Raw genomic sequence first — 25,161 nt, forward strand, 5'->3', positions numbered from 1 at the left:
CTCACATGTACGTAAAAAAAATCAAAAAATCTCCAATTAATCACAATCATAAATTTGCTAGTCAAAAAAATAAATCTACCTGTTTAGTTCAATCCTCTTTAGAGTTTGATGCTTGTTTCCATTTTGAATTCTCACCATCAATAGCCGTATTTGAAGCACAACCACTAGGTTACGAATATGAGTTCGATAACCGTATTTGCCCTTACACGCCTGACTTTTTACTTACCCACACAGACGGTACACAAAAATTTATCGAAGTAAAACCGCAAAGCAAAATTGCCGATGAAGACTTTCGTGCACGTTTTATTGAAAAGCAAGCCATCGCTAAGCAAGATGGACGTGATTTAATACTGGTTACTGATAAGCAAATCCGTGTATACCCAACACTCAACAACTTAAAGCTTTTACATCGCTACTCTGGTTTTCAGTCTTTAACAGAGTTGCAAGCATCGGTGTTAGAACTTGTTAAGCAATACGGCTCTATTAAAGTGTGCCAGTTAGTTAACTTTTTAAAAATAACTGCCGGTGAGCTACTTGCTACAGTGCTACGATTGTTATCATTGGGGCAGTTATTTGCCGACTTAACTACAAATGAAATATCAATAGAAACAGCAGTTTGGTCTAACAATGTTTAATGACGGTTTGTTTGAAGATGAATTTAATCAGCCATTACCAAAAGTAGAGACCAAACTACCTCAAAATTACGCCAAAGATTTACAAGCCCTTCCTGAAAAAATTAAAACAACAACATTTGCTAAGCTTAAATATATTCAATGGCTTGAGGCTAATATTCAAGGCGGTTGGACACAAAAAAACCTTGAGCCTTTACTGAAAGTAATGCCTGAAGTTGAGGGAGAAAAAAAGCCTAGCTGGAGAACAGCTGCACGATGGTATAGCGCTTATACCAATGCAGATAAAAATATAATGGCGTTAATACCAAGCCACCAAAAAAAGGGGAACAGGGAGCGCGAGACAGCAACTGATAAGTTTTTTGAAAAGGCACTTGAGCGTTACTTAGTAAAAGAAAAGCCATCAGTGGCTTCGGCTTATAAGTATTATGCAGATTTAGTTATTATTGAAAACGACAGTGTTGTTGGCAGTGATTTAAAGCCTTTAACATACAAAGCGTTTAAAAACAGAATAGATAACTTACCGCAATACGAAGTAATGGTTGCTCGTTATGGTAAGCGCCTTGCTGATATTGCTTTTAATAAAGTGGAAGGGCATACACGGCCTACCCGAGTACTTGAAAAAGTTGAAATTGACCATACACCGCTTGATCTTATTTTATTAGATGATGAGCTACATATCCCGCTTGGTCGGCCAACACTCACCATGTTAGTCGATGTGTATAGCCATTGTATTGTTGGCTTCTACTTTAGCTTCAGCGAGCCTAGCTATGATGCAGTAAGGCGAGCAATGCTAAATGCAATGAAACCTAAAAGTGATGTGGCAAAACTATACCCTGATACGATAAATGAGTGGAAATGTGCTGGAAAAATTGAAACTCTCGTTGTTGATAATGGCGCTGAATTTTGGAGTAACAGCCTTGAACTTGCTTGTGAAGAGATAGGCATTAATACTCAATATAACCCTGTCGCAAAGCCTTGGTTAAAACCATTTGTAGAACGTATGTTCGGCACAATTAATACTGAATTATTAGACCCTGTTCCTGGTAAAACCTTTTCTAACATTTTACAAAAGCATGAATACAATCCCAAAAAAGATGCAATTATGCGCTTTACAACCTTTATGCAGTTATTTCATAAATGGGTAGTAGACGTTTACCATCAAGATGCCGACAGCCGCTTTAAGTACATACCGAGCCAACTGTGGGATCAAGGTTTTAATACGTTACCACCAACAATGCTGAGTAATAATGATCTGCAACAGCTAGATGTTGTGCTCAGTATTTCAAACCATCGGGTGCTTCGTAAAGGTGGAATACGGCTAGAAAACTTAAGCTACGACAGTACTGAACTAGCCAACTATAGAAAGCAGTTTAGCCACAAGGTATCTCAAGAAGTTTTAATTAAATTAAACCCCGATGATATCTCTTATATCTACGTTTACCTCGATAAGCTAGAGCATTACATAAAAGTGCCATGCATAGATCCAAACGGTTACACCCAAAATTTAAGTTTAAATCAGCATAAAATAAATATACGTATTCATCGCGATTTTATTTCGGGCTCTATCGATAATGTAGGCTTAGCAAAAGCGCGTATGTTTATTCATAATAAAATCCAAAACGAGTTTGAAGAGTTAAAAAATGCGCCAAAAAACTCAAAGGTAAAAGGGGGGAAAGCGTTAGCTAAGCATCAAAATGTAAATAGTGACTCACAAAAATCAATCACGCAGAGCAAACCTGTAGAGGCCAAAAAGGTTACACCTAAAGAGCAAGTAACTGATAGCTGGGATGACTTTATTTCAGATCTAGATGGATTTTAATTATGCTGACCGACAAACAAAAAGAAAAGCTAAATGAATTTCGCGATGTATTTATTGAATACCCAATAATAAGCACGGTATTTAACGACTTCGACAGATTAAGACTTGGTAAAGGGTTAGCGGGCGAAAAGCCCTGCATGCTTTTAAATGGCGATACAGGCACAGGTAAAACAGCACTAATAAAACAGTATAAAGAACGTCACTTACCGCAATTTATTAATGGAGTGATGAATCACCCTGTATTAGTAAGCCGCATACCTAGTAACCCTACACTAGAATCTACTTTAGCCGAGCTTCTTAAAGACTTAGGACAAATAGGCAGCACAGAGCGCAAACTGCGAGTAAATGGTACTCGATTAACGACATCATTAATAAAATGCCTAAAAACGTGTGGTACAGAGCTTATAATTATTGATGAGTTTCAAGAGCTGATTGAGCACAACCAAGGTAAAAAGCGCCGCGAAATTGCTAACAGGTTAAAGTACATTAACGACGAAGCGGGTGTATCAATTGTATTGGTAGGTATGCCGTGGGCAGAAAAAATAGCAGACGAGCCTCAATGGTCATCGCGTTTATTAGTGAGACGGCAGCTGCCTTATTTTAAACTATCAGAAAACCCAAAGCACTTTGTGCAGTTAATAATTGGCCTAGCCAACCGTATGCCATTTACCGAAAAGCCAAACCTAAGTGAACAAGCAACAGTGTTTGCTTTGTTCTCACTATCAAAAGGCTGTTTTAGAACATTAAAATATTTTTTAGATGATGCGGTACTTTATGCATTAATAGATAATGCGAAAACCCTCACAACCAAGCATTTGGTCAAAGCATTTGAAGTACTCTTTCCTGATGTACCAAACCTATTTACTTTGCCCGTTGCAGAAATTACAGCAAGTGAAGTCGAGCGTTATTCACTTTATAAACCTGAAAGTGCTCAAGATGAAGATCCGTTTATAGCGACTAAATTTACTGACCGAATGCCGATCAGTCAGTTGTTGAGGAAGTGAAGTGTTGACTTACAGAACTCATAGTTATTTGGATACTAATTTTTCATATACTTAATAAGTTTTTCAGGAATAAAATAAATATTATGCTTAGCCCTAGTACATGCGACATAAAGCTTGTTCTTGGTCTGAGGTTTTAACTCTTCAAGCTTCCCATTTTCAAACAATTTTAGTGTTGTTGGATTCAAAATGATGCAAATATTTTCGAAACAATCTAGCCCTTTAGTAGCTCCCCAATTTTCTGTGTATCCCTTATATTTTCTACTATCTTGGTAAAAAAGTTTAGCAGTGTCTGGGCAACTCATTATTTCGATAGCTTGATTTTTACATTCAATAAACTCAATTTTGGTCTGGTCACTTCGATGAGAATCGATGTGTATAGATAGATTTTCACTAACAAAACTACACACTATAGGGCTACAACGGTGGCTCTTAGAAAGTAACTCTTCATCGACTACGTAACCAACTTTGGCAAATTTTGCTTTATATTTTTCATAGCAATCATGGAGCGACTTATTAACGTTTCCATCCCTAGAGGTATCAAATGTATGCTGATAAAAGTCCCCAACAAATAATTGGTTTATATTTGCTGGAAAAATGCTTAATAAAAAGTTGAAATCGTGCCCTGCAAAATCTTGGACTTCATCAACGCAAATACTATGAAAATACTTTTCTATGCGCTTGATAACTTCATCATTGATACTAAGCTGTTCTATTAGTTTTGCAATGCGATTGGAGTACAATCTACTATGGCTATCGATATAGAACCTAGGATCATTCCGTTTCATCTTTAAGGTATTAAATGGAGGGACATGCCAATTGATACCTTTAGTTTTTAGCTCGTGACCATATAGAGGCCTAAAACAAAATGAATATATGAATTGAAAATATGAATACACTTTAATTCCGGAAGGAATTTCACCAAACTTTTCCAATATCCTATGCTTCAGGTTCGATAAATTGTTATCTGTATAAGTTAGTATCAGAGTTTTGGAGTCACTCTCTAACCCATTTATTATGTGGCTTGTTTTACCTGAGCCAGCGACAGCAAAAACTACTCGTTTATCCATTGGAAAGCTCTTTCTATATAGTCAGGTATTATAATTTGGTCTGCTTTTTTATCTAGTAATTCAAATGCACAGTCAGCTTTATTTTTCAGCATATACTCTTGTACTGACAGTGTTTTTCGATCAGCGAGCCAAAGCTCATCACAAATTTCTCGATTTAAGTCGTAAAGGCAGCTCTCAAATGTACTGCTGGTATTAACAGCATCATAAAAAACACCAATGTTATCTGCCACATAGCCGAGATAACTATCAATACAATTCGTTTGATAGTCGCCATCATTGTCACGTATCACAGCGGTTCTTATTCCCAAAACTTTTGCTATGTCTAAATACCTTTTAAAACTTGTACCACCAACTGAGATAACATGAATGTCATCAGCTTCTAATGAAGAGCCTGTTACCAATGAATAAAATGAGTCCAAAAGAATGTATTCAGCATCGCCCTCTACTAATATGACTTTCGCAGATAGTATGAATTCTAAAACATTATTATCAGGTGCTTTCATAAAAAATTTAGCTGTATCTTCTGGCAAGTCCCTCATTGTAAGAGGCTCAGGAGAAGAACTATTGAGGAGTATTGAGTTACGTAAATTTAATCTCGTACTTATTAAGCTATTATGAGTAGCAACAAAAATTTGTTTAGCATGTGACTCTGATATTCTATGGACCAACCTTTTCATATTCGTATGACTAAGATGGTTTTCTGGCTCTTCTAACAATAATACGTCTAGTGGTTTATCTGCATCATGCTCTCTTAATGCAAACTCTGTTTTGATAAAGCATTGTCTGCCTTTTCCTTTATTTTCGATGGGAACGTCATCTTCAACAATATTTAGATCTGTCTCTAGGTTTGATTTAGTACTAGATCTAATCGAAAACTGGTATTCATCAAGTTTGTCATTAATTGACTTAAGGTTTGTTTCTTTAAAAGCTACTTTTTGTTGGCGGTACTCATTTTTCAACTTTATTCTCGCTGTTTGCTCGACAAAGTTGTCATATACTGCTTTTATATATTCTTTGGTTGCATAGTCATTGTTTATCTGTGAGCTATCTAATGCTAGAAATTTTAAGAATTTTCGATAGCCCGAATATGCTTGGCCTGAAAAAGTTGCAAAATTAACAACGTAATATTCATAAGGGAAGTTACTTTCTTCTTGAGCTAAAACTTCTGATATTTCATGTGTTAACTCTTCATTTGGCTCACATGTTAAAACCAGCCCGTCGCAAGCAACACCTTCAGAATTAACTTTGCCATTTAAGTGAGGATTATTTTGTTCATTTAAGTATAGCTCTATACGTAACGTGGGAAGGTTTGCAATGCTTTTATCTGAAACTAAAAATTCATTAATAATTTGCTTATTAAATAAGTTATCAATCCCTATTGAGTCGATTTTGGATTTACTACCACTTAAAACAAGCTCAATAGCTGTGAGTAGACTACTTTTTCCAGCTTCATTATCGCCTATTAATAAATTAATTTCTTCAGTAAATTGAACTTCAAAATTTGAGAATCTCTTAAAGTTAAATAGCTTAATTTTTTCAATGATCTTCATAGCATCCCTGTTTCTATTCATTTCATAAGAAGTACTAAATCATTGTGCAAAATAGCCAGCTAATTAGCAAGTGGTAGGTTTTAAGCCTATAAATTTAAATATCCACAAAGCATTTTCATATAGCTAATTTTTTGCAGGTAGCATTTGTATTTTCAAATCGTACTTGCGTACAAAATAATTGGATTCTTTTACTACTGCCAACTTTTCCTCAAAAAATGATAAGGAAGTATTTATAATGCTTTCAGGCTTTAGTAAGTGCTCTAATTTACCTGAAACATTCATTTTCTCTGCTTGCTCGACAAAGAGATTGTAATTATGGGAAAGTGGAAATTCGTTTTTTAGTAGCTCAAATATGTATTTTGTATCTATGGGGGTATTGATTGGATAGCTGTCAATAAACTCGGCTAACTTACTAAATATTAATATATACCAGCGATCAAACATCCAAAGTTGAGGGTGTGTATTATTTGTTTTTAATAAAGCCGGATACTTGGGTTTTTTAACATTAAAATTTTCGTTGGAAGCCATATCGCTTTGTGAAGCAAGCCAGGTTTTCCATTTTGGGTAATCATTTGAAAAATATCTATCTTGTTCTAATGCATAAACGTCAGCATAGTTTGTTACATGATCTATAAACGTATATTTTTCTAGTTGTTCTTCTTTTTCAGCAATTGCTATAAATTTGGCTCTTTCTAAAGCCGAATCTGGTGGTGTAAAGTTAAGCCATTCGAACTTAAATCGTTTTGATTTTTTTATTCGACCTACGATGATTTGGCCTGAGTCTTTTTTGAGGATGTCGGGGGTATCATGTTGAAATAAAAGGGCAACATTTAACACTCGTTCTTGGTTAGAATTATTAAGAGCTACGCACTTCAATAGTAAAAAATGTTCATACTCTGCTTCAAGTAAAACTTCTTTAAAATTTATACTTTTACTTTTTACTACTTGGGCAGATAAATCGTAATTTTTACCTTTAATATTATGGTTAAATCCAATGTTGTGGCTGGGTATTTTTAGTCGTTGTCGCTTTTTTAAGTTATCAAATTTACGTAGAGCTTGTTTTCTTGACTCTTCAATTTGTTGTCTAATTTTTTTATTCATTTCTATTTGGTTGAGTTCAACTTTTTGATTAATCTCTTCTCTTAATTGATCCTCACACCAACCAAATAACCAATTAGACGTATCATCATTATGCTTAAGCGCACAATTTACATCGGTATGATCAGAATCAATATAAGCAGATAAATCATACTCTAAGGAAGCGATTTTTTCGTCACGGTAAAAGTTAATTTTTTCTGCGGAGCAAGGCGATGTTACCTTGATTTCAACTAATAAATTACCGATATCAGTTTCTAACTTCACATCGGCGATGTATTTGTTATGAATGCTATATTCAAGTTTTGCAGAGTTAATAAAGGCTTTTCTACTAGGTTCAGTTTTGCTGTAACCTTTATGATAAATAGTAATTGCAGGGAGGTTTATTGCTTTAGCCGTTAAAAAATATTCTTGAGCGTACCGATGCAAAGCGGTCATTAAGCATGTTCTAGACTCTTCTTTAGTAGTATGAGCAAATGAGTGAGCTTTTATTTTGCCGCCATTGCGTGCGACTAAAGGGTCATTACATGCGATACAAAAGCAATTACATGCTTTACCATTTTTGACATTATTTATTGAAACAATCTTACCCGAAGCATCGCTAGCAAAAACAAGCATAAAATCCCTTCTAACTCATAAATGTATAGTTTAAGACATTACTAATTAAGTGTATATTTAAAAACTAAAATATCCTTAGTACACTTATGGGTTAGATACTAAGAGAATCTTAGCAAGATATGTTTTATAGCTAAGGTTCACATGGAAACTCCAACACCTTCACGCCTAAAATCTGCTAGAAAAGCAGCAGGCCTTACTCAGCAACAGCTAGGTATGGCATTAGGAATGGAGCCAAACACGGCTAGTGCTCGCATGAACCAATATGAAAAAGGCAAACATGCCCCTGATTTTTTAACTATGAAACGCATTGCTAAAGAGCTAGATGTGCCAGTTGCTTATTTTTATTGTGAAGAAGATATTCTATCTGAACTAATTTGTGCTTTGGGTAAGTTAAAAAAAGAAGACCAAATTGAATTATTAAATACACTCAAACCTGCAAAGCTATAAGGGATCAAAAAACATGGAAGTAAATGCTAATTCAATTAGAAAAATAGGTAAAACGGGAGATGATTCTTGGCTCTTAGAGGATACTCGTCAAATAACATTTTTTATTGGCCCAAATAATTCAGGTAAAAGTCGCGAATTAAGAAAATTGTTTAATGAAAATGTAAAGCAATGGGCATTAGAGTATGAAGGCTTTGAAATAAAGGGAATAATCGAAAAACTAGAAAGTGACTTCCATCAAGGTCGTTCGAGGGAACTGCTAGTAAGAATGAGATCGCTAAATTATGATCAAATGCTTAATCAATTATCATCAATTCAGAATAAACCTATCGGTTTAAACAATTTAGCAGAAGAAATTTATTCAATGTTTAAGGCTTCAAACTATACCTCCCTTGGAGAGCAAGGCCGATTTGTTGAGGTCATTAATTCAACGATAAATGGATATTTCTCTGAAGCGTCATTAAAAAATATTAGCGATTACTCTGTGACCAATCACTGGAGTAAAATTTATATTCCAACTTTGAGAGGGCTTCGGCATGTTGCTGGAGAAGATATTTTTGAGTCTCGAACTAAGTCTGATTACTTTCCTCAATTAAAAAAAGATGAGTGTGAGGTTTTTACAGGTCACAGCCTTTATAAAGATCTCACACAACACTTACTAGGTTCTTACGCAAAACGACAAAAAGTTCGCGACTATGAACAGTATCTTTCTGAAAACTTCTTTTTTGGCAGGGATATTTCGTTAGTACCAATGGTTGATAAAGATGTTGTACATGTCAAAGAAGGTGATGATGAAGACAGGCCTATTTATGATTTAGGCGATGGTATTCAATCAATTATATTATTGACGTATAAAGTTTTTATGGCTGAAAAATCGACAATGTTTTTTATTGAAGAGCCAGAACACTTTTTACACGCTGGACTTCAAAGAACGTTAATTGAAACATTTGCAAAGCATAAAGAACATATGTTTTTTATGACGACTCATTCAAACCATTTTTTAGATTTGGCTCAAGAGCGTGACGATATTTCTATTCAACAAGTTTCCAGGGTAAATGGTGAGAGTAAAGTACAAGCCTCATTAGATTACGGTGAGTTACTTAATGAGCTTGGTGTACGTGCATCGTCGGTACTTCTTGCTAATTGTTCAATTTGGGTGGAAGGCGTTACTGATAAATTATACTTGCGAGCCTATCTAAATAAATACATTGAAGAGCTCGAAGATGAAGATAAAAAAAGTAAGTTAAAAAGTTATCATGAAAATCTTCATTTTGTTTTCACAGAATACCAAGGCAGTAATATTACTCACTGGGATTTCAGTGATGATGTTGAAAATAATGGTAGTGAAACCCCCGCTAAAAGACTCAACAGAAATATCTTATTAATTGCTGATGCAGATATTGAGGGCAAAGGTGAGCGTGTTGAAAGCTTACGAGAAGCTTTGGAAGAGGCATTTTATTTACTTGAATATAAGGAAATCGAAAACTTTATACCCTTTGATATTTTGATTGATACAGCTAAAGCTAGATGGGAGACTTTTAAACAGAGAACTGATAGTAATATCGATAGATTTGAAAATATGAAGGAAGAGCTATTTAAATCTAATAGGTATGGTATTGGTGAAGTGTTAGAGCGCTATGTCGACAAAGCTGATGGACTTGAACGGAAATTCTATTCTGACAAATCAGGTACAATTAAAGACAAAGTTAAATTTTGTCATACTGCAATTTCACTAATGAATGAGTCTGATGATTGGAAGTTAACGCCAGAGCTAACTTCGCTATGTGAAACGGTCTGGGATTTTATTGAATCACATAATCAATAACTGCTTATGTGATTCGACCTTTTAGATGTAAGTGAGCGGGCTCAGAGATATCACATCCGATAGCTTGTCGATTTAAGTTATTGGCTGCTACTAAAGTAGCTCCTGAGCCAAAAAAAGGATCAACGACGAGTTCATTTTCATTACTGCTTTGCGAGATGAGTGTTTCAATTAACTTAACTGGCTTTTCAGTAGGGTAGCCCCTGTATACTCTTTTAAATGTGAGGATATCTGGAACGCTTAGATCATTTAACTTGCGCTTACCTTTCTCGAAAAAAAGAATATATTCGTGTCTAGCTCTGTAATGATAGCCCATTCCAATAGTCACTTTATCCCAAATTATTGGCTTCCAAAACTTGAAACCTACGTTTTCAGCTATTGGCTTAATATAAAACATTGTTTCTTGATCGCAGAATAGATAAAAATGAGAACCTTTTTTAAGCACTCTGTAAATTTCAATTAGTAGTTCTTCAAAGCGATTATTTGGGAATATGTCGAACCATTGATTGCTTGACGACTTACTTACTTTTAGGCGAGTGGTAGTTCCTATTTTTCGATGTTTTTCTAATGATTCGTAGGGTGGGTCAGTAATTAAAAGATCAACACTTTCGGTTGAAAGTGTTGATAACCAATTTACTGCATCATCTTTATATACTTGCATTAAATCTCTTTAGTTAAAGTGTGCTGCACAAGCGGCCATTGTGAAAAGCTTTTGAAGCAACGCCCTTTTTTAATCGTCGACAATCAATGCAATAGCTTTGATATCCATCAGGGTTGCGAGCCGTTTTACGAGCAGGAGTAATACCAAAAGAAGCCGGATATGGATGGAATATATGTTCAGAACTATTAGCGTCTGAACAATGAGGGCATGATTTAAACTTTTGACCGGTTGATGAATCTTTCTTTTGAACCATGCCGCTATTTAAAGCTTTGCCACAGCAGTTACAAGCCATAAGAATCTCCTTATAAGTTAGCTTTGTATTTTTAAATTTGAGTTTTTATTATGTTACTGGCTATTAATACATCCTTTAGAAATGCCGTAACGCTCTCTACAGTATCAGATATTATACTTTTGTGAAGTACGAATGATTTAACGATAATTATTTTTTGACTATCTAATTTATTTAGCCTAAACCTAAACTAAGATTTTCTTAGTTTAGGTTGGCGATGCATTTTTTAGTTCAAACAAAACCTTACCCAGATGAGGCGCTTGAAAGCTATTTGCTGAGGCTTGCAAGTGATAACTCATACAATGGCTATAGTGAGCTTGCTGATATATTATGGCAATGGCTTGCAGAGCAAGATCATGAGCTTGAAGGTGCGTTGCCGTTAGAGCTGTGTAAGGTTGATGTTTATCATGCTAGGCAAGCGAGCAGCTTTAGAATAAGAGCGGTTAAGTTAGTAGCCCAATTAGCTGATGTTAACGCTGGTGATATTCTTGCGCTTGCATGGCGGCGCAGTAACTTTAAATTTGGCAACCTAGCAGCAGTAAGCCGTAATGAGCTGACAATTTCCCTTGAGCTACTTTGTACTGATAACATACCTGTTTGCATTGAATGCTTGTCTGAATCTTCTTACGTTCCTTTTTATTGGCATTTAAAGCCCTATAAAGCGTGCCATAAACATGAAACACGATTGACTATACAATGCAGTGAATGTCATAACTTAATTGATTACAGAGCTTCTGAGGCGTTTTTAGAGTGTAATTGTGGTTGTAAACTAACCAGTAGTGAACAGTTAAACGATGCAGACTTTAAAATTGCATCTGCACTTGCAAGTAGTCACAGCCAAAAAATAGTCGGGTTAATATCCTGGTTTGCGAAGGTTAAGCAACTTGATGTAAGCGATGCTGACTTTAATCGATCGTTTGTTGATTACTTTAGTACTTGGCCTAAAAGCTTTAACGCTGAATTAGATTTACTCACAAATAATGCGCGGCTCAAGCAGCTTAACCCTTTTAATAAAACTAAGTTCAGCTCTGTTTATGGCGATTTGATCCGTGATGGTCAAATAGCTGCAACAAGTAACCGTAAAAACAAAGTACTTGATGAGGTTATTAATTACTTTGTCGAATTAGTTGATAGTAACCCTAAAGCTAAACATCCAAATATTGCTGACTTACTGCTATGTACTTTTGATGCCGCAGTATTGTTAAACACCACCACAGAGCAAGTTTACAGGCTTCATCAAGAAGGCTTTTTAAACTGTTCTTATCCACAAAAAAAGCACGAACAGCTCAGAGCTGATAGCCATGTATTTTATTTACGCCAAGTTATTGAGCTACAGCAAGCATTTGCAGCTGAAAAGCCCCAGACAAAAAAACAATTTATAGCGCCGTGGTAACTTATGAACTTACAAAATGCATTTGCAATTGAATCACTAAAAGAAAAAACCACAGCACTTAGAAAGTTGTTTGCTCCATACATGCCTCATGTTGCGGTAGATGGTTTTGAAGAACAAGTACTCGTTGTGCTCATTAACCTAGTTTATAAGCGAAGTGAGATTGATGATTTAACAAGTGTAAGAACTGCTAAAAGTGTATTACGTGATGAAGTGTTATTAAGTAAGTGTATTAACGAAGTTAAATGGTTTCATACTCATAATTTAAAATACCCCGATATACGCGTAAGCCATCAACGTTTAATTAGTGAAGTTGTAAGTGAAGATATTGCGGGTATTTGTAGCCGGTCATTACCTTTAAGTTTTGGCTGGTCGCACAACAGTGCTGAAATTAATCATGCAAAGCTATTTTTAACCTCATTTACTTGGCAAGGCGAAGTGACTTGTTTAGCAAAGTTACTAATAATTGAAGAGCCTGTTTGGATTAATTTAATAAGAGGGTACGGGTTTACTAAAAAGGCGGTTTTAGACATCGCGGGCAAAATAAAACAGCTTTTGCCAGTGGCAGAGCTCCCATTAGAAGTAAGCTCTTTTTCACCACAATTACAAATGCCATTCCAGCAAAGCTACCTTGCGGTTACGCCTGTAGTAAGCCACGCAATGCTAGCTAAAATTCAGCAATTAACAACAGGTCGTAAGTTAAACTTTGGCTTAGTTGAGCACTCAAGACCTGCTAATGTTGGCGATTTAGCAAGCTCAGTAGGCGGTAATATTAGAGTGCTTCGTTACTTTCCTAAAACATATTCTAAGGCTGTTAACCGCTCTAAAGTAGCTAATAATGATATTGAGAAAACATTTAAAATTCGTGCACTATTAAGTAGTCAATTTCAGCATGCGCTTTTGGTATTGGTTGGTATTAAACAGTTTAATACGTTAAGGCAAAAGCGATTAGCGCGAGTAGCGGCTATTAGGCAAGTACGTGTTAGCTTGCAGTTATGGCTGGATAACATTCTGGAAGCTAAAAATAACGCTCAAGAGCAAGCTTACCCTGAGTGGGCAAAGCATTACTTAGATCAGAGTATTACTAACTGTATTAGCCAATTTAGTAACATATTAAATGAGAGCCTTGGTAATTTAAGTAAGCTCAAACGCTTTGCGTATCACCCTAATTTAATGGGGCTGTTTAAAGCGCAGTTAAACTATGTGTTTACTCATTGTACAACTGAAGAAGAAATATTAAATGATGAGCAAATAGTGTATGTACATTGCCAAGATATGCGAGTGTTTGATGCCGAGGCAATGGCTAACCCATATATTCAAGGTATGCCGTCACTTACAGCTTTAAATGGGCTTGCTCATAACTTTGAGCGAAAGCTAAAAAACTTTATAGACCCTTCAATTAAGTGTATTGGCAGTGCCATTTACATTGAAAACTATCAATTACATACAGGTAAACCATTACCTGAACCAAGTAAGTTAAAACAAGTTGCTGGCCGTAGCCATGTAATAAGATCAGGAATTATCGATAAACCTAAATGTGACATAACACTCGATTTAGTATTTAGGCTTTTCGTATCAAATGAAGAGATACTTAATAAGTTAAATAGTCAGCTTATAAAGCCCGCACTACCATCTACTTATGCAGGCGGGACAATGCATCCACCTTCGTTATATCAAAATATTGACTGGTGCCATTTGCATACTAAACCGAGTGAACTTTTTAAAAACTTTAAAGCAAAATCGTCAAATGGTAGTTGGTTATACCCGTCAAAAAAAGTAGTTAAAAGTTTTGAACAATTAATTGATGCCCTTAACGGGAACTTTAATTTAAGACCCGCTGCAATTGGCTTTGCTGCGCTTGAAGAACCCGTAAAGCGGGATGCAGCATTACATGAACACCATTGTTATGCAGAGCCCGTAATTGGGCTTTTAGAGTGTGTTAGCAATACATCAGTTAAGTACGCAGGGGCTAAGCAGTTCTTCCATGACGCATTTTGGGTTATGGATGTTCAAAAAGAGTCTATGCTTATGAAAAAGTCTAAGTTTGAGTATGAATAATGCAATTACCTCGGCACTTAAGTTACACGCGTTCGCTCTCACCCAGTAAAGCGGTGTTTTTTTATAAAACACCGGAGTCTGATTTTGAACCGTTACAAATAGAGCAAAATAAATTAGTTGGGCAAAAGTCAGGGTTTGGCGATGCGTATCAAAAGCAAAATGTGGCTAAAAATTTAGCGCCACAAGATCTCGCGTTTGGAAACCCTCAAACAATTGATGTGTGTTACGTTCCTCCAACGGTAAATGAGCTATTTTGTCGTTTTTCACTCAGGGTTGAGGCTAATTGTATTGAGCCACATGTATGTGATGACCCTAAAGTTATTTATTGGTTAAAACGTTTTTTTGAAACCTATAAAAAGCACAATGGCCTTAATGAAGTGGCAACTCGCTATGCTAAAAATATACTGATGGGAAACTGGCTTTGGCGCAACCGTCAATCACCAAATGTTGATATTGAAATCCTTATTGAGAATGCAGCCCCGATCATCATTGAAGGTGTACAAAAGCTAAAGTGGCAGGGCAATTGGCAAAATAATCAAACAGCACTAATAACATTATCAGAAGCTATTCAAGAAGGGCTCAGCAACCCTCAAAATTATTGTTACTTAGATATAACCGCAAAAATTAAAAATGCATTTAGCCAAGAGGTTCATCCTAGTCAAAAGTTTGTAGACAATGTTGAACAAGGCATGTCATCTAAACAACTTGCATACACTCAAGTCGGCAATAAAAAAGCAGCAAGTTTGAATTCACAAAAAGTAGGGGCTGCGATTCAAACTATTGATGATTGGTATGAGGGAGGTTACAAACCTTTACGCACTCACGAGTATGGCGCAGATAAGCAAATATTAGTTGCACACAGAACACCTAAGAGCCATTCAGACTTTTATTCATTACTCCCGCGCATTGCTTTGCATATTAAACACATGGAAAAGCATGGTTTAGGGCAAGATGAGAAGTCAAATGCAGTTCATTTTATTGCGGCAGTGTTGATCAAAGGTGGCTTGTTCCAAAGGAGTAAAGCTTGAAGCGCTATTATTTTGCTATTACTTATTTACCTAAAAATTGTGATGTAAGCCTTCTTTCTGGGCGTTGTATTGGTATTTTGCATGGGTTTATGAGTTCACGCGAAATAAGTAATATTGGTGTGTGCTTTCCTAAATGGAATGAGCAAACGATAGGCAATCAAATAGCGTTTGTATCAACAGATAAAAAGCAATTAATCAATCTATCTCAGCAAAGCTATTTTGAGATGATGGCTCATGATAAGTTATTTGGCTTATCAAAAATACTCGAAGTAACAGTAAACCAAAGTGAAGTCATGTTTGTCCGCAACCAATCAGTAGCCAAAGCTTTTGTTGGCGAAAAGCAAAGACGGTTAAGACGCGCTAAAAAACGAGCTGAAGCCAGAGGCGAAGTTTACAACCCTGAATATAAATTTGAGGCAAAGGACATAGGCCACTTTCATTCAATACCTGTATCAAGCAAAGGTAACGGGGAAGATTTTATACTTCACATACAAAAAATTGAAAATACTAATGCGATAGAAAATCAATTTAATAATTATGGCTTTGCTACAAATCAAACATTTCAAGGCACGGTTCCCTCTTTGAATACCCTTTTTTAATAATTTTAAAGCACTCTTTTAATTTTCAATGAGTTATTTGATTGGTTAAAAATAAGGGTAAATAATTTAAATTCGTTTAACAGTTTGGTATTTATAGAAATTTAAACTATTTTTTATAGTGAACTGCCGAGTAGGCAGCTGGAAATCGAGCAAAAGAGCGTCATGCACAAGCATTAGGGTGAACTGCCGAGTAGGCAGCTGGAAATTAATAAGCGGTACTCAACAGACGAATTTGATAGTGAACTGCCGAGTAGGCAGCTGAAGTTAGGCCAGGAAGTAAACAACCACAACTTGTGACTTTTAACTGCCGAAAAGGCAGAGGCTAAATAGAGAGGCCCCAGCAAATGCTGGGGTGTTTTTAAGCGTTATAACCGTATTTAAGGCTATTTATAACGTTCCTAATTAACCTTCTACCAGCAATTGTATTTACAAATGTTAAAGGTGTTTTAGAGCTAAATTGTAAGGAGTACGTATTTAGCCATTTATTCCATCGTTCAATATTTTCAAAGTAATCGATACAAGCTGATGCTAGATGAGCTAACTCAAAGGTATTTTCACCCAAAGTTGCATTTAAACGTGTGTACTCTTTTTTATGACGTTCCAAAGTTCTAATATTTGTACCAATTGCTTTAGCAAAGGATTGAATATCCCAACCTAACTGAAGCCTAAACTTCTCAACACTCTTTATATCTAAACCACGCTGAATTAATTCAATTTCATCTAAAGGGTTTGAGCTTAAATTAACTTTTCCATTGCTGAGTATATCTACAAATTTATGATTAGCACTAGGTTGAATATCACTAGGCATACATACCTCAAAGCCAAGAAAAGTTATATTTAATAATAGCACTTCTGTTATCCAGCTGATAGTCGGATTAGAGCGATGTGCAGACGTTGAGGTTGACTAAATATCGTAGTTACTTGATTGGTCAAACTGCTGTTTGCACACATATTCATGAAAATGAGCGACGCGCACATATAGGTTCATTTAACTTTAAAGCTTGAGAAGACATAGTGATAGTAATATCTTAGGTTATTTGTTAAAACTATATAATGTAGAAAATGAGTGTTTAATCGGCAGAAATATGCGCGATGAGCGCACTATTAAATTATTATATGGCAAGGAAGGCTTTTGAGAGTATTTAAATATCGCGGTGGTGAATTTGAAAGGGATTTAGAAACACTCTTCGAAAATTACTTTTGGGCACCTACCAGAAAAAATTTAAATGATCCATGTGAAGGGTTATTCGATGATGAAAGTGTGAATACTCAGTTAGATCTTGTTTTTAAAATCTTTGTGGGAAAAGCTAATAGTTCGACTAATGAACTTGGTAATGTAAAAGCCGCATTAAAGGACGTATTCAGTTTTGTCGATAAGTCAGGCATATATTCGTTAAGCCGAACATCATTAGATGAGTTGCTATGGGCTCATTATGGTTGTAATCACACAGGTTTCTGTGTTGAATATGATTTAGATAAATTAATTGAATATGAAAAGAATGATTACGTTTACTTAGACGTTAAATATAAAAACTCTCCGCAAGTAATAAGTGTTTCCGATATAGACACAAGTAGTCAAAAAAAAATCTTGAATAAAATGTTCGGGATCAAATCTAAAGCTTGGAGTTACGAAAAAGAAATAAGAGTTATAACATCCAGCTCTGGTAAACATAGTTATGATTATCGCGCCGTAAAAGCTATCTATTTTGGATTAAGAATGTCAGATAGTGATAAAAATAAACTAATGGATAAGCTTAAAGGCCGTGGTATCAAATATCACCAGATCATCTTAAACCCTAAGAGCTATAAATTTTCATTTATCGCCATTGAAGATCCCTATAAGAAAGCCAATAAATATAAATATTCAATTGCGCCTATTGCTGAGTATGCTATTACACCTGAATATGTAATTGAGAAATATAAACCGTATGTTGAATATTTATCTAAAGCTGCTGAAATCGTTCGTAGAGAGCCAGACTGTAACGAAGTCGAAATGGTTGAGTTTAGCACTTCAAAAGGCGACATTAGTAATCCTGTAATATTTGTTCAATACATGCGTGAAGAGAATAGGTACGTTAATCATTACCTATCGATTCAAGAAATTGACAGTCAATACAAAGAAATTACAGATATCGGTGAAATTGCCATATAACAAGGGTTTTCAAGTCGGACTAGTAACAGCTTGCTCGGGTCTACTTTGTTTCACATTTTAGCAAGCTATTACTAGTCGCCTAATACGGCGTTATATTTTTAATTGAGTTTAGAGGTACTTGATGGCAAAAGCTAAGTTGTCTCGAGATCAGAAAAGAAAGAAGAAGCTTGAAAAGAGACGTAAAAAAACTAATGTGGCAGTTAAGTTGCCATCAGGAGTGAGGAGTATTTCTAGGCGTCAATTTGATGCTTTTTGTTTTTCACGTCATCCTATGGCGAGAAGTACAGCAGATGAACAACAGTGGCTTATTGCATACGATAAAAAAATTCTAGCAACTGTTTTTAGAGATGTAATCGATAATGATTATGGCTTTGTTGTTATGGGGCGTGATACTAGAAAAATATTTAGGGCGCTAGAAGTCAGCAAAAAATTTAAACCTAGTGAACTAGATGCTCGAAATGAATTAATCAAATCTATTAAAAAATATAAAAATGATGGTAACTCTTTTTACCCTCAAGGGGATGAAATTAAATTAACCAATGAACTTTTTGAGCCTTTAGTTGAGCGAGAAAAGTTGAATCCCATCTATATAGCATTAGCTGAAGAACCTAGGATGGAAGCAGCTCGAAATTTGATAAAGGAAATAGTGTATACTTTTGATGACCCTGATGGTCATTATATAAAAGAATTTCAAACACATGGCTTTGACGCTCGCCTTTGGGAGTTGTATCTATATATCTATTTCCACGATAAATTCACTCAAATTAAAGGGAATGCTGCACCTGACTTCCACATTACTAATGAGGTGCATGAGTATTTAGTTGAAGCTGTGACAGTGAATCCGAGTGAAAATCAAGCGCGTCCAGATGAAGAGGCGCCGGAAGATCCCGAAAAGTTACGAGAGCTTCTCAACGGCTATATGCCAATTAAGTTTGGTAGTCCTTTATATTCTAAGCTCAAGAAGAAATATTGGGAAAAAACTCATGTTCAAGACAAGCCATTAGTATTCGCAATACATGACTTTCATAGTACAGGCTCTATGATTTGGTCTAGAACTGCCTTAATGGAATACTTATACGGTTTTAGGGCATCGATTGTAGATGGAAAGCCAAAAATTACCCGCATAGAGACTCATGAATGGAAAGGTAAATCAATTCCTTCTGGCTTTTTCAATCAGCCTGACTCTGAGCATGTTAGTGCTATCTTATTTAGCAATGCAGCAACTATTACAAAGTTTAATCGTATGGGTAAGCTCGCTGGTATGGGGGGAGAAGATATTAAAATCTTGAGGGCTGGAACTCGGTTTAATCCTGAACCAGAGGCTTTTGCTGGCATACCTTTCCATGAAGATGTAGATTCGCCTGAGTATACGGAATCATGGTCAGAGAGTTTGGTAATGTACCATAATCCAAATGCCTTGCATCCTGTTGACCCTAATGACTTTCCAGATATTTCACATATATTTTCGTGCGATGAAAATGGGGAGCAAGGTTTTTATCAGCCATACGATGTGTTGAATTCGACTTCATTCGTTATTACTACAAAGGAACCGATTCCTGAGTTAGCAAAAATATAACAAACGCTTTAACCAAAGGACGTAAAATAGCAGGCTTGCACTCCTTCGTCGCTAATTTTAGCCTGCTATTTTACATCGGTTAAGCGAGGCGTTACCACTGTCTGCAATTGGCACATAGCAGCCAACTAAACTTGGCAGTATTTTTATGGGATTGACCTCATAAAGCCTATATTTGGTAACTTTATGCCATTATACACTTCAATTTCATGCCAAGTTACTCTCCACCTATGGCGCTGTAGCCCAGTAGAAACGTATGTTCTTATGTCAACTTATACTTCAAACAACATTGGGTGTTTGAACTAATAAACTTAATTCCTCAAAAATAATTCCTCTAATTAAATAATACTATTTATTTATAGATTACTTTATAGATTGTTATGTCATTTTTGTTAAAAATATTACTAATAACTACATGATAGTATTAATTAAAAGTAAATTAACCTCCCTTTTAAACATGTTGCTCATCCTCGATTCATAAATACGACTTAAGTCTAGATTGTGTAGTACGAAGTTAGGATTAGAATAATGTCAAATTTAGAGAGGAGCTCAGTATGCACTTGGAACGTATTCGCAATAGTAACCTGCATGACAAGGTGATGCCGGCAGAACAAGCAAGCCAATTTATTAAAGATGGAATGACTGTAGGGATGAGTGGTTTCACTCGCGCCGGAGAAGCTAAAGCAGTACCCAGAGCGTTAATTGAGCAAGTCAAAAAAAATCCAATAAAAATAAATTTAATGACTGGCGCATCTTTAGGTAATGATCTCGACAAGCTATTAACAGAAGCGGGCATTTTAGCGCGTCGTATGCCTTTTCAAGTAGATAGCACTTTACGTAAAGCGATTAATAACGGCGAAGTTATGTTTATTGATCAGCATTTATCTGAAACGGTTGAGCATTTACGTAACCATCAATTAACCATGCCTGATGTGGCTGTTATTGAAGCCGTTGCCATTACCGAAGAAGGGCATATTGTGCCAACTACATCGGTAGGTAATTCAGCGAGTTTTGCTATTTTTGCCAAAGAAGTCATCGTTGAAATTAATATGCTGCATAACCCGAATCTTGAAGGTTTGCATGATATATACATCCCTTCGTATCGTCCTACTCGCCAACCAATGCCGTTAGTTAAAGTAGATGATAGAATTGGTAGTACTGCAATTCCCATTGATCCTGCAAAAATTGTTGGAATTGTTTTTACTAACCAAAGCGATTCGTTTTCTACCGTTACCGACCCTGATGAAGACACCGCCGCTATTGCGCGCCATTTAGTTAACTTTTTTAAAGACGAAGTGGCTCAAAATAAATTGCCAGCTAATTTAGGTCCGCTACAAGCAGGCATTGGTAACATTGCTAATGCTGTAATGATGGGATTACTCGATTCTGACTTTAAAGACCTAACAATGTACTCTGAAGTACTACAAGATTCGACGTTTGACCTAATTGACGCAGGTAAGCTTAGTTTTGCATCGGGCAGCTCAATTGTTTTATCGGAGCGTTGTAATGCGCAAGTATTTAATAACTTAGAGCAATACAAAGACAAGCTAGTGTTACGCCCTCAAGAAATTTCTAACCATCCTGAAATAGTGCGCCGTTTAGGGATTATTGCAATAAACACCGCGCTTGAGTTTGATATGTATGGCAACGTAAATTCAACACATGTTTGTGGCACACGGATGATGAATGGCATTGGCGGCTCGGGTGATTTTGCTCGTAATGCTCATTTAGCAATATTTGTGACTAAATCGATTGCTAAAAATGGCGCTATTTCAAGCGTAGTGCCTATGGCGAGTCATGTTGATCACAACGAACACGATGTTGATATTTTAGTAACCGAGCAAGGCTTAGCTGATTTACGCGGTTTAGCGCCGCGTGAGCGTGCTGTACAAGTTATTAAGCACTGCGTGCACCCAGATTACCGCGACGACATGTTAGATTACTACAATCGCGCTTGTGAGCGTGGTGGGCACACCCCTCATTTACTTGAAGAAGCATTTAGTTGGCATATTCGCCTTGAACAACAAGGCAGCATGAAAAAAGTATCTGTAACCAATGCTCAAGTGCAACTGTCTGCATAAGCATTTTGGTTTATTAAAATTGAATTAGTTAGTTTTATACTTACTTTTGAACCGCACTAGTGTCAGCTCAATCAGCTTTGATTAGTGCGGTTTGATATAAACTGTAAGTCCAAAATAATTTTATACCTACTCTTTGCATACCTTTCTTAATCACCTTTATTACTGTTATTTTATTCACTTAGGTTTAAGTGCTATTACCGTTATTAAGTGTGTAATGTGTTTATTAAAAAAGAGATACTAAAATGGCGTTTGACAGAGGGTTAGAAGAGCGACCTTACAGTAAAACCAGTTAAGGGCTTGGTTTATATTTTGCCTGAAGGTTTTGAGTCTGATTCTGATTTAGCATATTGGATAAATACGTGCGTTAACTTTGTAGAGTCTTTACCGCCCAAACATTTTAAAAAACGACCCGCACTTAAGTAAATTAGCGAAGTATCACCTTAATTAAAATAAGCACTGCAATCAAATTACTGGCGCTATGAGTATGAATAACGCATAATTGAGCGACTGCTCACTTATGCGTTTTTTACTTATGTATGATTCATACTGTTTCAAAAGACGCTTTAAATTTTTTAGTAAATAAAAGAGAGAATGTAATGATTAAAGTAAGCGTATTATACCCAAATAATGAAAGTGCTACTTTCGATATGGACTACTACTGTAAAACACATTTACCCCTAGTTGCAGAGTTAGTTGGTAAAGCGCTTATATCAAGTAGTGCAGATGCAGGTTTAGCAGGTGGCGCACCGGGCGAAGCGCCAACTTATATTGCTATGGGGCATTTAGTGTTTGAATCGGTAGAATCTTTTCAGCAAGCCTTTGCACCTCATCAAGAAGTAATAGCGGCTGATTTAGTTAATTTTACTAACGTGTCTCCAGTAATTCAAATTAGTAATATTGCGGGATAAATTACACGCTAAAACTAATTTAAGAATTACTTAATAACCCCTACTGTATTTAATACAGTAGGGGTTTTATTTTAACTGCAATAAAGGGGCTAGCGCTCCGTTTTAAGTAATATTAGTTCTAATATTTAGATGTATTAAACCTGCCCTTGTGTTGATTATGAAAATGATAAAAGTTATCATTTAGGTTGTTAGCTATCTACACTTCTCCCAGGAATTATCATGTTTAACCCTAATTATTTGGCATTAAGTATTGCTGCGTCTTTATCTGTTTTTTCTAATATAGCTTTTTCACAACAAAACGACGACATTGAAACTATTGAAGTAACTGGCCGTGCCCAGCAATTTTATCTAGAAACCGAAAGTAAAATTGGGACTAAAACTAATTTAGATCTTATTAAGCTTCCGCAATCGGCTCAGGTTTTAACCGAGCAACTTATTATTGACCAAGCAGCGCGTGACATTACCGATTTGTACCGATCTATTGCGGGAGTGAGCGAATATAGCTACTCAGGCGTAACTTTTCGTGGTTTTAGAGATGACGCAAATGTATTTTACGATGGTGTGCGTGGCGACCCATATTCGGGCTTTGGTGTACCGCAGTTATTTAATGTTGAACGTGTTGAAGTATTAAAAGGGCCAGCCTCTGCTTTGTATGGCGGTGGCGAACCTGGTGGGATGATTAATTACGTAACTAAAAAGCCAAGCTACACACAAAAACGCGAATTAAAGCTTACTTTGGGTAACTACAACACCCGTGGTGCATCACTCGATATGACGGGTGGTTTAAACGATACAATGGCTTATAGATTGGGTGGTTACTATGAAGAGCAAGACAGCTTTCGTAACAATGCAGACTCAAAAAACACCGAGCTGACCGGCGGATTGTTATTTGATTTAAGTGATTCAACAACCCTAACCACAAGTGTTGACTACATTAAACAAGACCTAGGCGGAAACCGCCTACGTGGCGTACCGGTAGATGATAACGGCAACTTTTTAGTTGACCCAAGTTATAACGCTAATGAAGCGGTTGATTATCAAGATATGGAAGCGTTGGTGCTTCAAGCCGAGATAAGTCATTACTTTAGTGATGATTTTTCTGTAAGTAGCACACTGCGTTACATGGATAACGAACGCGATCAAGGCTACCATGAGTCGCAAAGTTGGGTAGATGTAAACGGCGATGGCATTGCCAATATTGACGACGAAACGATTAAGCGTGAATACCGCAAGCAATATCGCGCTAATGAAGAAACAAGCTTAACCTCCGACTTTATTTATAACTTTAGACAAGGACAATTAACCCATCAGTTTTTATTTGGTGGTGATTACCACACCGTTGATACCGAATATGACTATTTACGTGCCCGATATGAGGCCGATGGCGTCGCTAATTTAAATATTTTTAATTTAAACTACGGTGAAACCGACCCAAGCACTTATAACCTCACCGACATGAACCGCGATGGCGTTGATACCGACCGATTTGGTGTGTATGCGCAAGACGTAATTAGCATAGGCGAGCAGTGGACAATAATTGCAGGCCTACGCTATGACCATTTTAAAGAGTTTAATCAAGAAACTGGTTTTAGTTACTCAGATAACGACATAACGCCGCGCGTTGCTGTTACTTATCAACCAGTAGAAAACACATCGGTATATATTAACTACTCAGAGAGCTTTAACCCTACATCGTCAGCCGACCAAGAAGATGTAGAAGGCGAAGGTAATTTAGAACCAGAAACCGGTAAGCAAACCGAGCTGGGTATGAAAAACCAATGGCTCGACGGCAAAATTATGAGCACCTTTGCAATTTACCAAATTAATAAAGAAAACGTGGTAATGAGCAACCCAGACGATACGGGAGCGGGGGATGGAATTGCTGCACTTTTAAATATAGGTGAAGTAGAAAGCCGAGGATTTGAAACAACTTTAGTCGGCGATTTATCAGCGCACTGGACCGTAACGGCTAACTACGCATACAACGATACGCAAGTGGTAGACGGCGTAACGGGTGATACGCTTTCAAATACATTTGGAGATGGTTCGCGCTTTGCTAATGCACCACGCCACCAGGCAGGTTTATGGACTCGCTACGCAATTGATTCAATTGACTCATCAATTGCATTTGGTGCAAATTACGTAAGTGAGCAACTTAGTACCAGTGGCCAAAAAGTAAAACCATTTACTGTATTTGATATGAGCTGGACGAGTCGCTTTGACGACGTATTACTGAGTGTAAATATTAATAACCTGTTTGACAAAGAATACGCGGTTAGTGGATTTAGTGAGCGAAACGGCCACTTTCCTGGCAGCCCTCGTGAAATTATTGGGCAAATAACTTACAAGTTTTAATACTTATTAGCGCGAG

Annotated in this window: 20 protein-coding genes; 14 read left to right on the forward strand and 6 right to left on the reverse strand. The window is 36.5% G+C overall.

The window, feature by feature from the left end:
• The first annotated feature begins 5 nt into the window (after positions 1-5).
• Genes L659_RS0112430 through L659_RS0112440 form a run of 3 tightly spaced genes read left to right on the forward strand, consistent with a single transcriptional unit; the run spans position 6 to position 3,455 of the window.
• Positions 6-635 carry a TnsA endonuclease N-terminal domain-containing protein gene (locus L659_RS0112430; protein WP_024590736.1) on the forward strand — a complete coding sequence of 210 codons (630 nt, stop codon included), beginning with the start codon at positions 6-8 and terminating at the stop codon, positions 633-635.
• Entirely contained in the window at positions 628-2,451 is a 1,824-nt protein-coding gene (locus L659_RS0112435) for a Mu transposase C-terminal domain-containing protein (RefSeq protein ID WP_024590737.1), read from the forward strand. Before L659_RS0112430 ends, L659_RS0112435 begins: the two co-directional genes overlap by 8 nt.
• A gap of 2 nt (positions 2,452-2,453) precedes the next feature.
• On the forward strand, positions 2,454-3,455 hold the full coding sequence (locus L659_RS0112440; protein ID WP_024590738.1) for a TniB family NTP-binding protein: 1,002 nt from the start codon (positions 2,454-2,456) through the stop codon (positions 3,453-3,455).
• Positions 3,456-3,490: 35 nt separating this feature from the next.
• Here the strand turns inward: L659_RS0112440 and L659_RS0112445 are convergent, their stop codons facing one another.
• The 3 genes from L659_RS0112445 to L659_RS0112455 all read right to left on the reverse strand — a co-directional run bounded on the left by L659_RS0112445 (position 3,491) and on the right by L659_RS0112455 (position 7,785).
• A complete protein-coding gene (locus L659_RS0112445; protein ID WP_024590739.1) occupies positions 3,491-4,522 on the reverse strand; it encodes a helicase UvrD in 1,032 nt (343 codons plus the stop codon).
• The gene (locus tag L659_RS0112450) at positions 4,507-6,072 is read right to left on the reverse strand and encodes an ATP-dependent nuclease (RefSeq protein WP_024590740.1); all 1,566 of its coding nucleotides are present in this window, start codon (positions 6,070-6,072) and stop codon (positions 4,507-4,509) included. Before L659_RS0112450 ends, L659_RS0112445 begins: the two co-directional genes overlap by 16 nt.
• A gap of 123 nt (positions 6,073-6,195) precedes the next feature.
• The gene (locus L659_RS0112455) at positions 6,196-7,785 is read right to left on the reverse strand and encodes a hypothetical protein (RefSeq protein WP_024590741.1); all 1,590 of its coding nucleotides are present in this window, start codon (positions 7,783-7,785) and stop codon (positions 6,196-6,198) included.
• A gap of 141 nt (positions 7,786-7,926) precedes the next feature.
• Here L659_RS0112455 and L659_RS0112460 point away from each other — a divergent pair, with 141 nt between their 5' ends.
• Positions 7,927-8,232, forward strand: a complete 306-nt coding sequence (locus L659_RS0112460; protein WP_024590742.1) for a helix-turn-helix domain-containing protein — start codon at positions 7,927-7,929, stop codon at positions 8,230-8,232.
• Positions 8,233-8,245: 13 nt separating this feature from the next.
• Positions 8,246-10,054, forward strand: a complete 1,809-nt coding sequence (locus tag L659_RS0112465; protein WP_024590743.1) for an AAA family ATPase — start codon at positions 8,246-8,248, stop codon at positions 10,052-10,054.
• A gap of 4 nt (positions 10,055-10,058) precedes the next feature.
• Here the strand turns inward: L659_RS0112465 and L659_RS0112470 are convergent, their stop codons facing one another.
• Both L659_RS0112470 and L659_RS0112475 read right to left on the reverse strand, forming a co-directional pair.
• Positions 10,059-10,712 carry a DNA-methyltransferase gene (locus L659_RS0112470; protein WP_024590744.1) on the reverse strand — a complete coding sequence of 218 codons (654 nt, stop codon included), beginning with the start codon at positions 10,710-10,712 and terminating at the stop codon, positions 10,059-10,061.
• Positions 10,713-10,725: 13 nt separating this feature from the next.
• Positions 10,726-11,004 (reverse strand): hypothetical protein, encoded by a 279-nt coding sequence (locus L659_RS0112475; RefSeq protein ID WP_024590745.1) that lies wholly within the window; start codon positions 11,002-11,004, stop codon positions 10,726-10,728.
• 214 nt (positions 11,005-11,218) lie between these two features.
• Here L659_RS0112475 and L659_RS0112480 point away from each other — a divergent pair, with 214 nt between their 5' ends.
• From L659_RS0112480 to cas6f, 4 genes are read left to right on the forward strand one after another with little or no spacing between them, the layout of a single operon-like run.
• The gene (locus L659_RS0112480; RefSeq protein ID WP_024590746.1) at positions 11,219-12,394 is read left to right on the forward strand and encodes a TniQ family protein; all 1,176 of its coding nucleotides are present in this window, start codon (positions 11,219-11,221) and stop codon (positions 12,392-12,394) included.
• Between the two features lie 3 nt (positions 12,395-12,397).
• Positions 12,398-14,449, forward strand: coding sequence for a type I-F CRISPR-associated protein Csy2 (locus L659_RS0112485; protein WP_024590747.1), 2,052 nt, complete (start codon positions 12,398-12,400; stop codon positions 14,447-14,449).
• Positions 14,449-15,477: a type I-F CRISPR-associated protein Csy3 gene (csy3, locus tag L659_RS0112490; RefSeq protein ID WP_024590748.1), complete on the forward strand. Its 1,029-nt coding sequence runs from the start codon at positions 14,449-14,451 to the stop codon at positions 15,475-15,477. Before L659_RS0112485 ends, csy3 begins: the two co-directional genes overlap by 1 nt.
• On the forward strand, positions 15,474-16,076 hold the full coding sequence (gene cas6f, locus L659_RS0112495; RefSeq protein ID WP_024590749.1) for a type I-F CRISPR-associated endoribonuclease Cas6/Csy4: 603 nt from the start codon (positions 15,474-15,476) through the stop codon (positions 16,074-16,076). Before csy3 ends, cas6f begins: the two co-directional genes overlap by 4 nt.
• 358 nt (positions 16,077-16,434) lie before the next feature.
• Here the strand turns inward: cas6f and L659_RS0112500 are convergent, their stop codons facing one another.
• Entirely contained in the window at positions 16,435-16,884 is a 450-nt protein-coding gene (locus L659_RS0112500) for an antitoxin Xre/MbcA/ParS toxin-binding domain-containing protein (protein WP_024590750.1), read from the reverse strand.
• Positions 16,885-17,208: 324 nt separating this feature from the next.
• Here L659_RS0112500 and L659_RS0112510 point away from each other — a divergent pair, with 324 nt between their 5' ends.
• From L659_RS0112510 to L659_RS0112530, 5 genes are all read left to right on the forward strand, one after another.
• A complete protein-coding gene (locus L659_RS0112510) occupies positions 17,209-18,228 on the forward strand; it encodes a DUF2971 domain-containing protein (protein ID WP_024590751.1) in 1,020 nt (339 codons plus the stop codon).
• Between the two features lie 121 nt (positions 18,229-18,349).
• Positions 18,350-19,804, forward strand: coding sequence for a hypothetical protein (locus L659_RS0112515; protein ID WP_029769889.1), 1,455 nt, complete (start codon positions 18,350-18,352; stop codon positions 19,802-19,804).
• Between the two features lie 551 nt (positions 19,805-20,355).
• Positions 20,356-21,882 (forward strand): acetyl-CoA hydrolase/transferase family protein, encoded by a 1,527-nt coding sequence (locus tag L659_RS0112520; RefSeq protein ID WP_024590753.1) that lies wholly within the window; start codon positions 20,356-20,358, stop codon positions 21,880-21,882.
• A 596-nt stretch (positions 21,883-22,478) separates the two neighbouring features.
• The gene (locus L659_RS0112525) at positions 22,479-22,790 is read left to right on the forward strand and encodes an EthD family reductase (protein WP_002958288.1); all 312 of its coding nucleotides are present in this window, start codon (positions 22,479-22,481) and stop codon (positions 22,788-22,790) included.
• Positions 22,791-23,009: 219 nt separating this feature from the next.
• A complete protein-coding gene (locus tag L659_RS0112530) occupies positions 23,010-25,145 on the forward strand; it encodes a TonB-dependent siderophore receptor (protein WP_024590754.1) in 2,136 nt (711 codons plus the stop codon).
• Positions 25,146-25,161 lie beyond the last annotated feature (16 nt).

This window comes from Pseudoalteromonas sp. S8-8 (assembly GCF_000497875.1).
GTDB classification, from domain to species: domain Bacteria; phylum Pseudomonadota; class Gammaproteobacteria; order Enterobacterales; family Alteromonadaceae; genus Pseudoalteromonas; species Pseudoalteromonas arctica.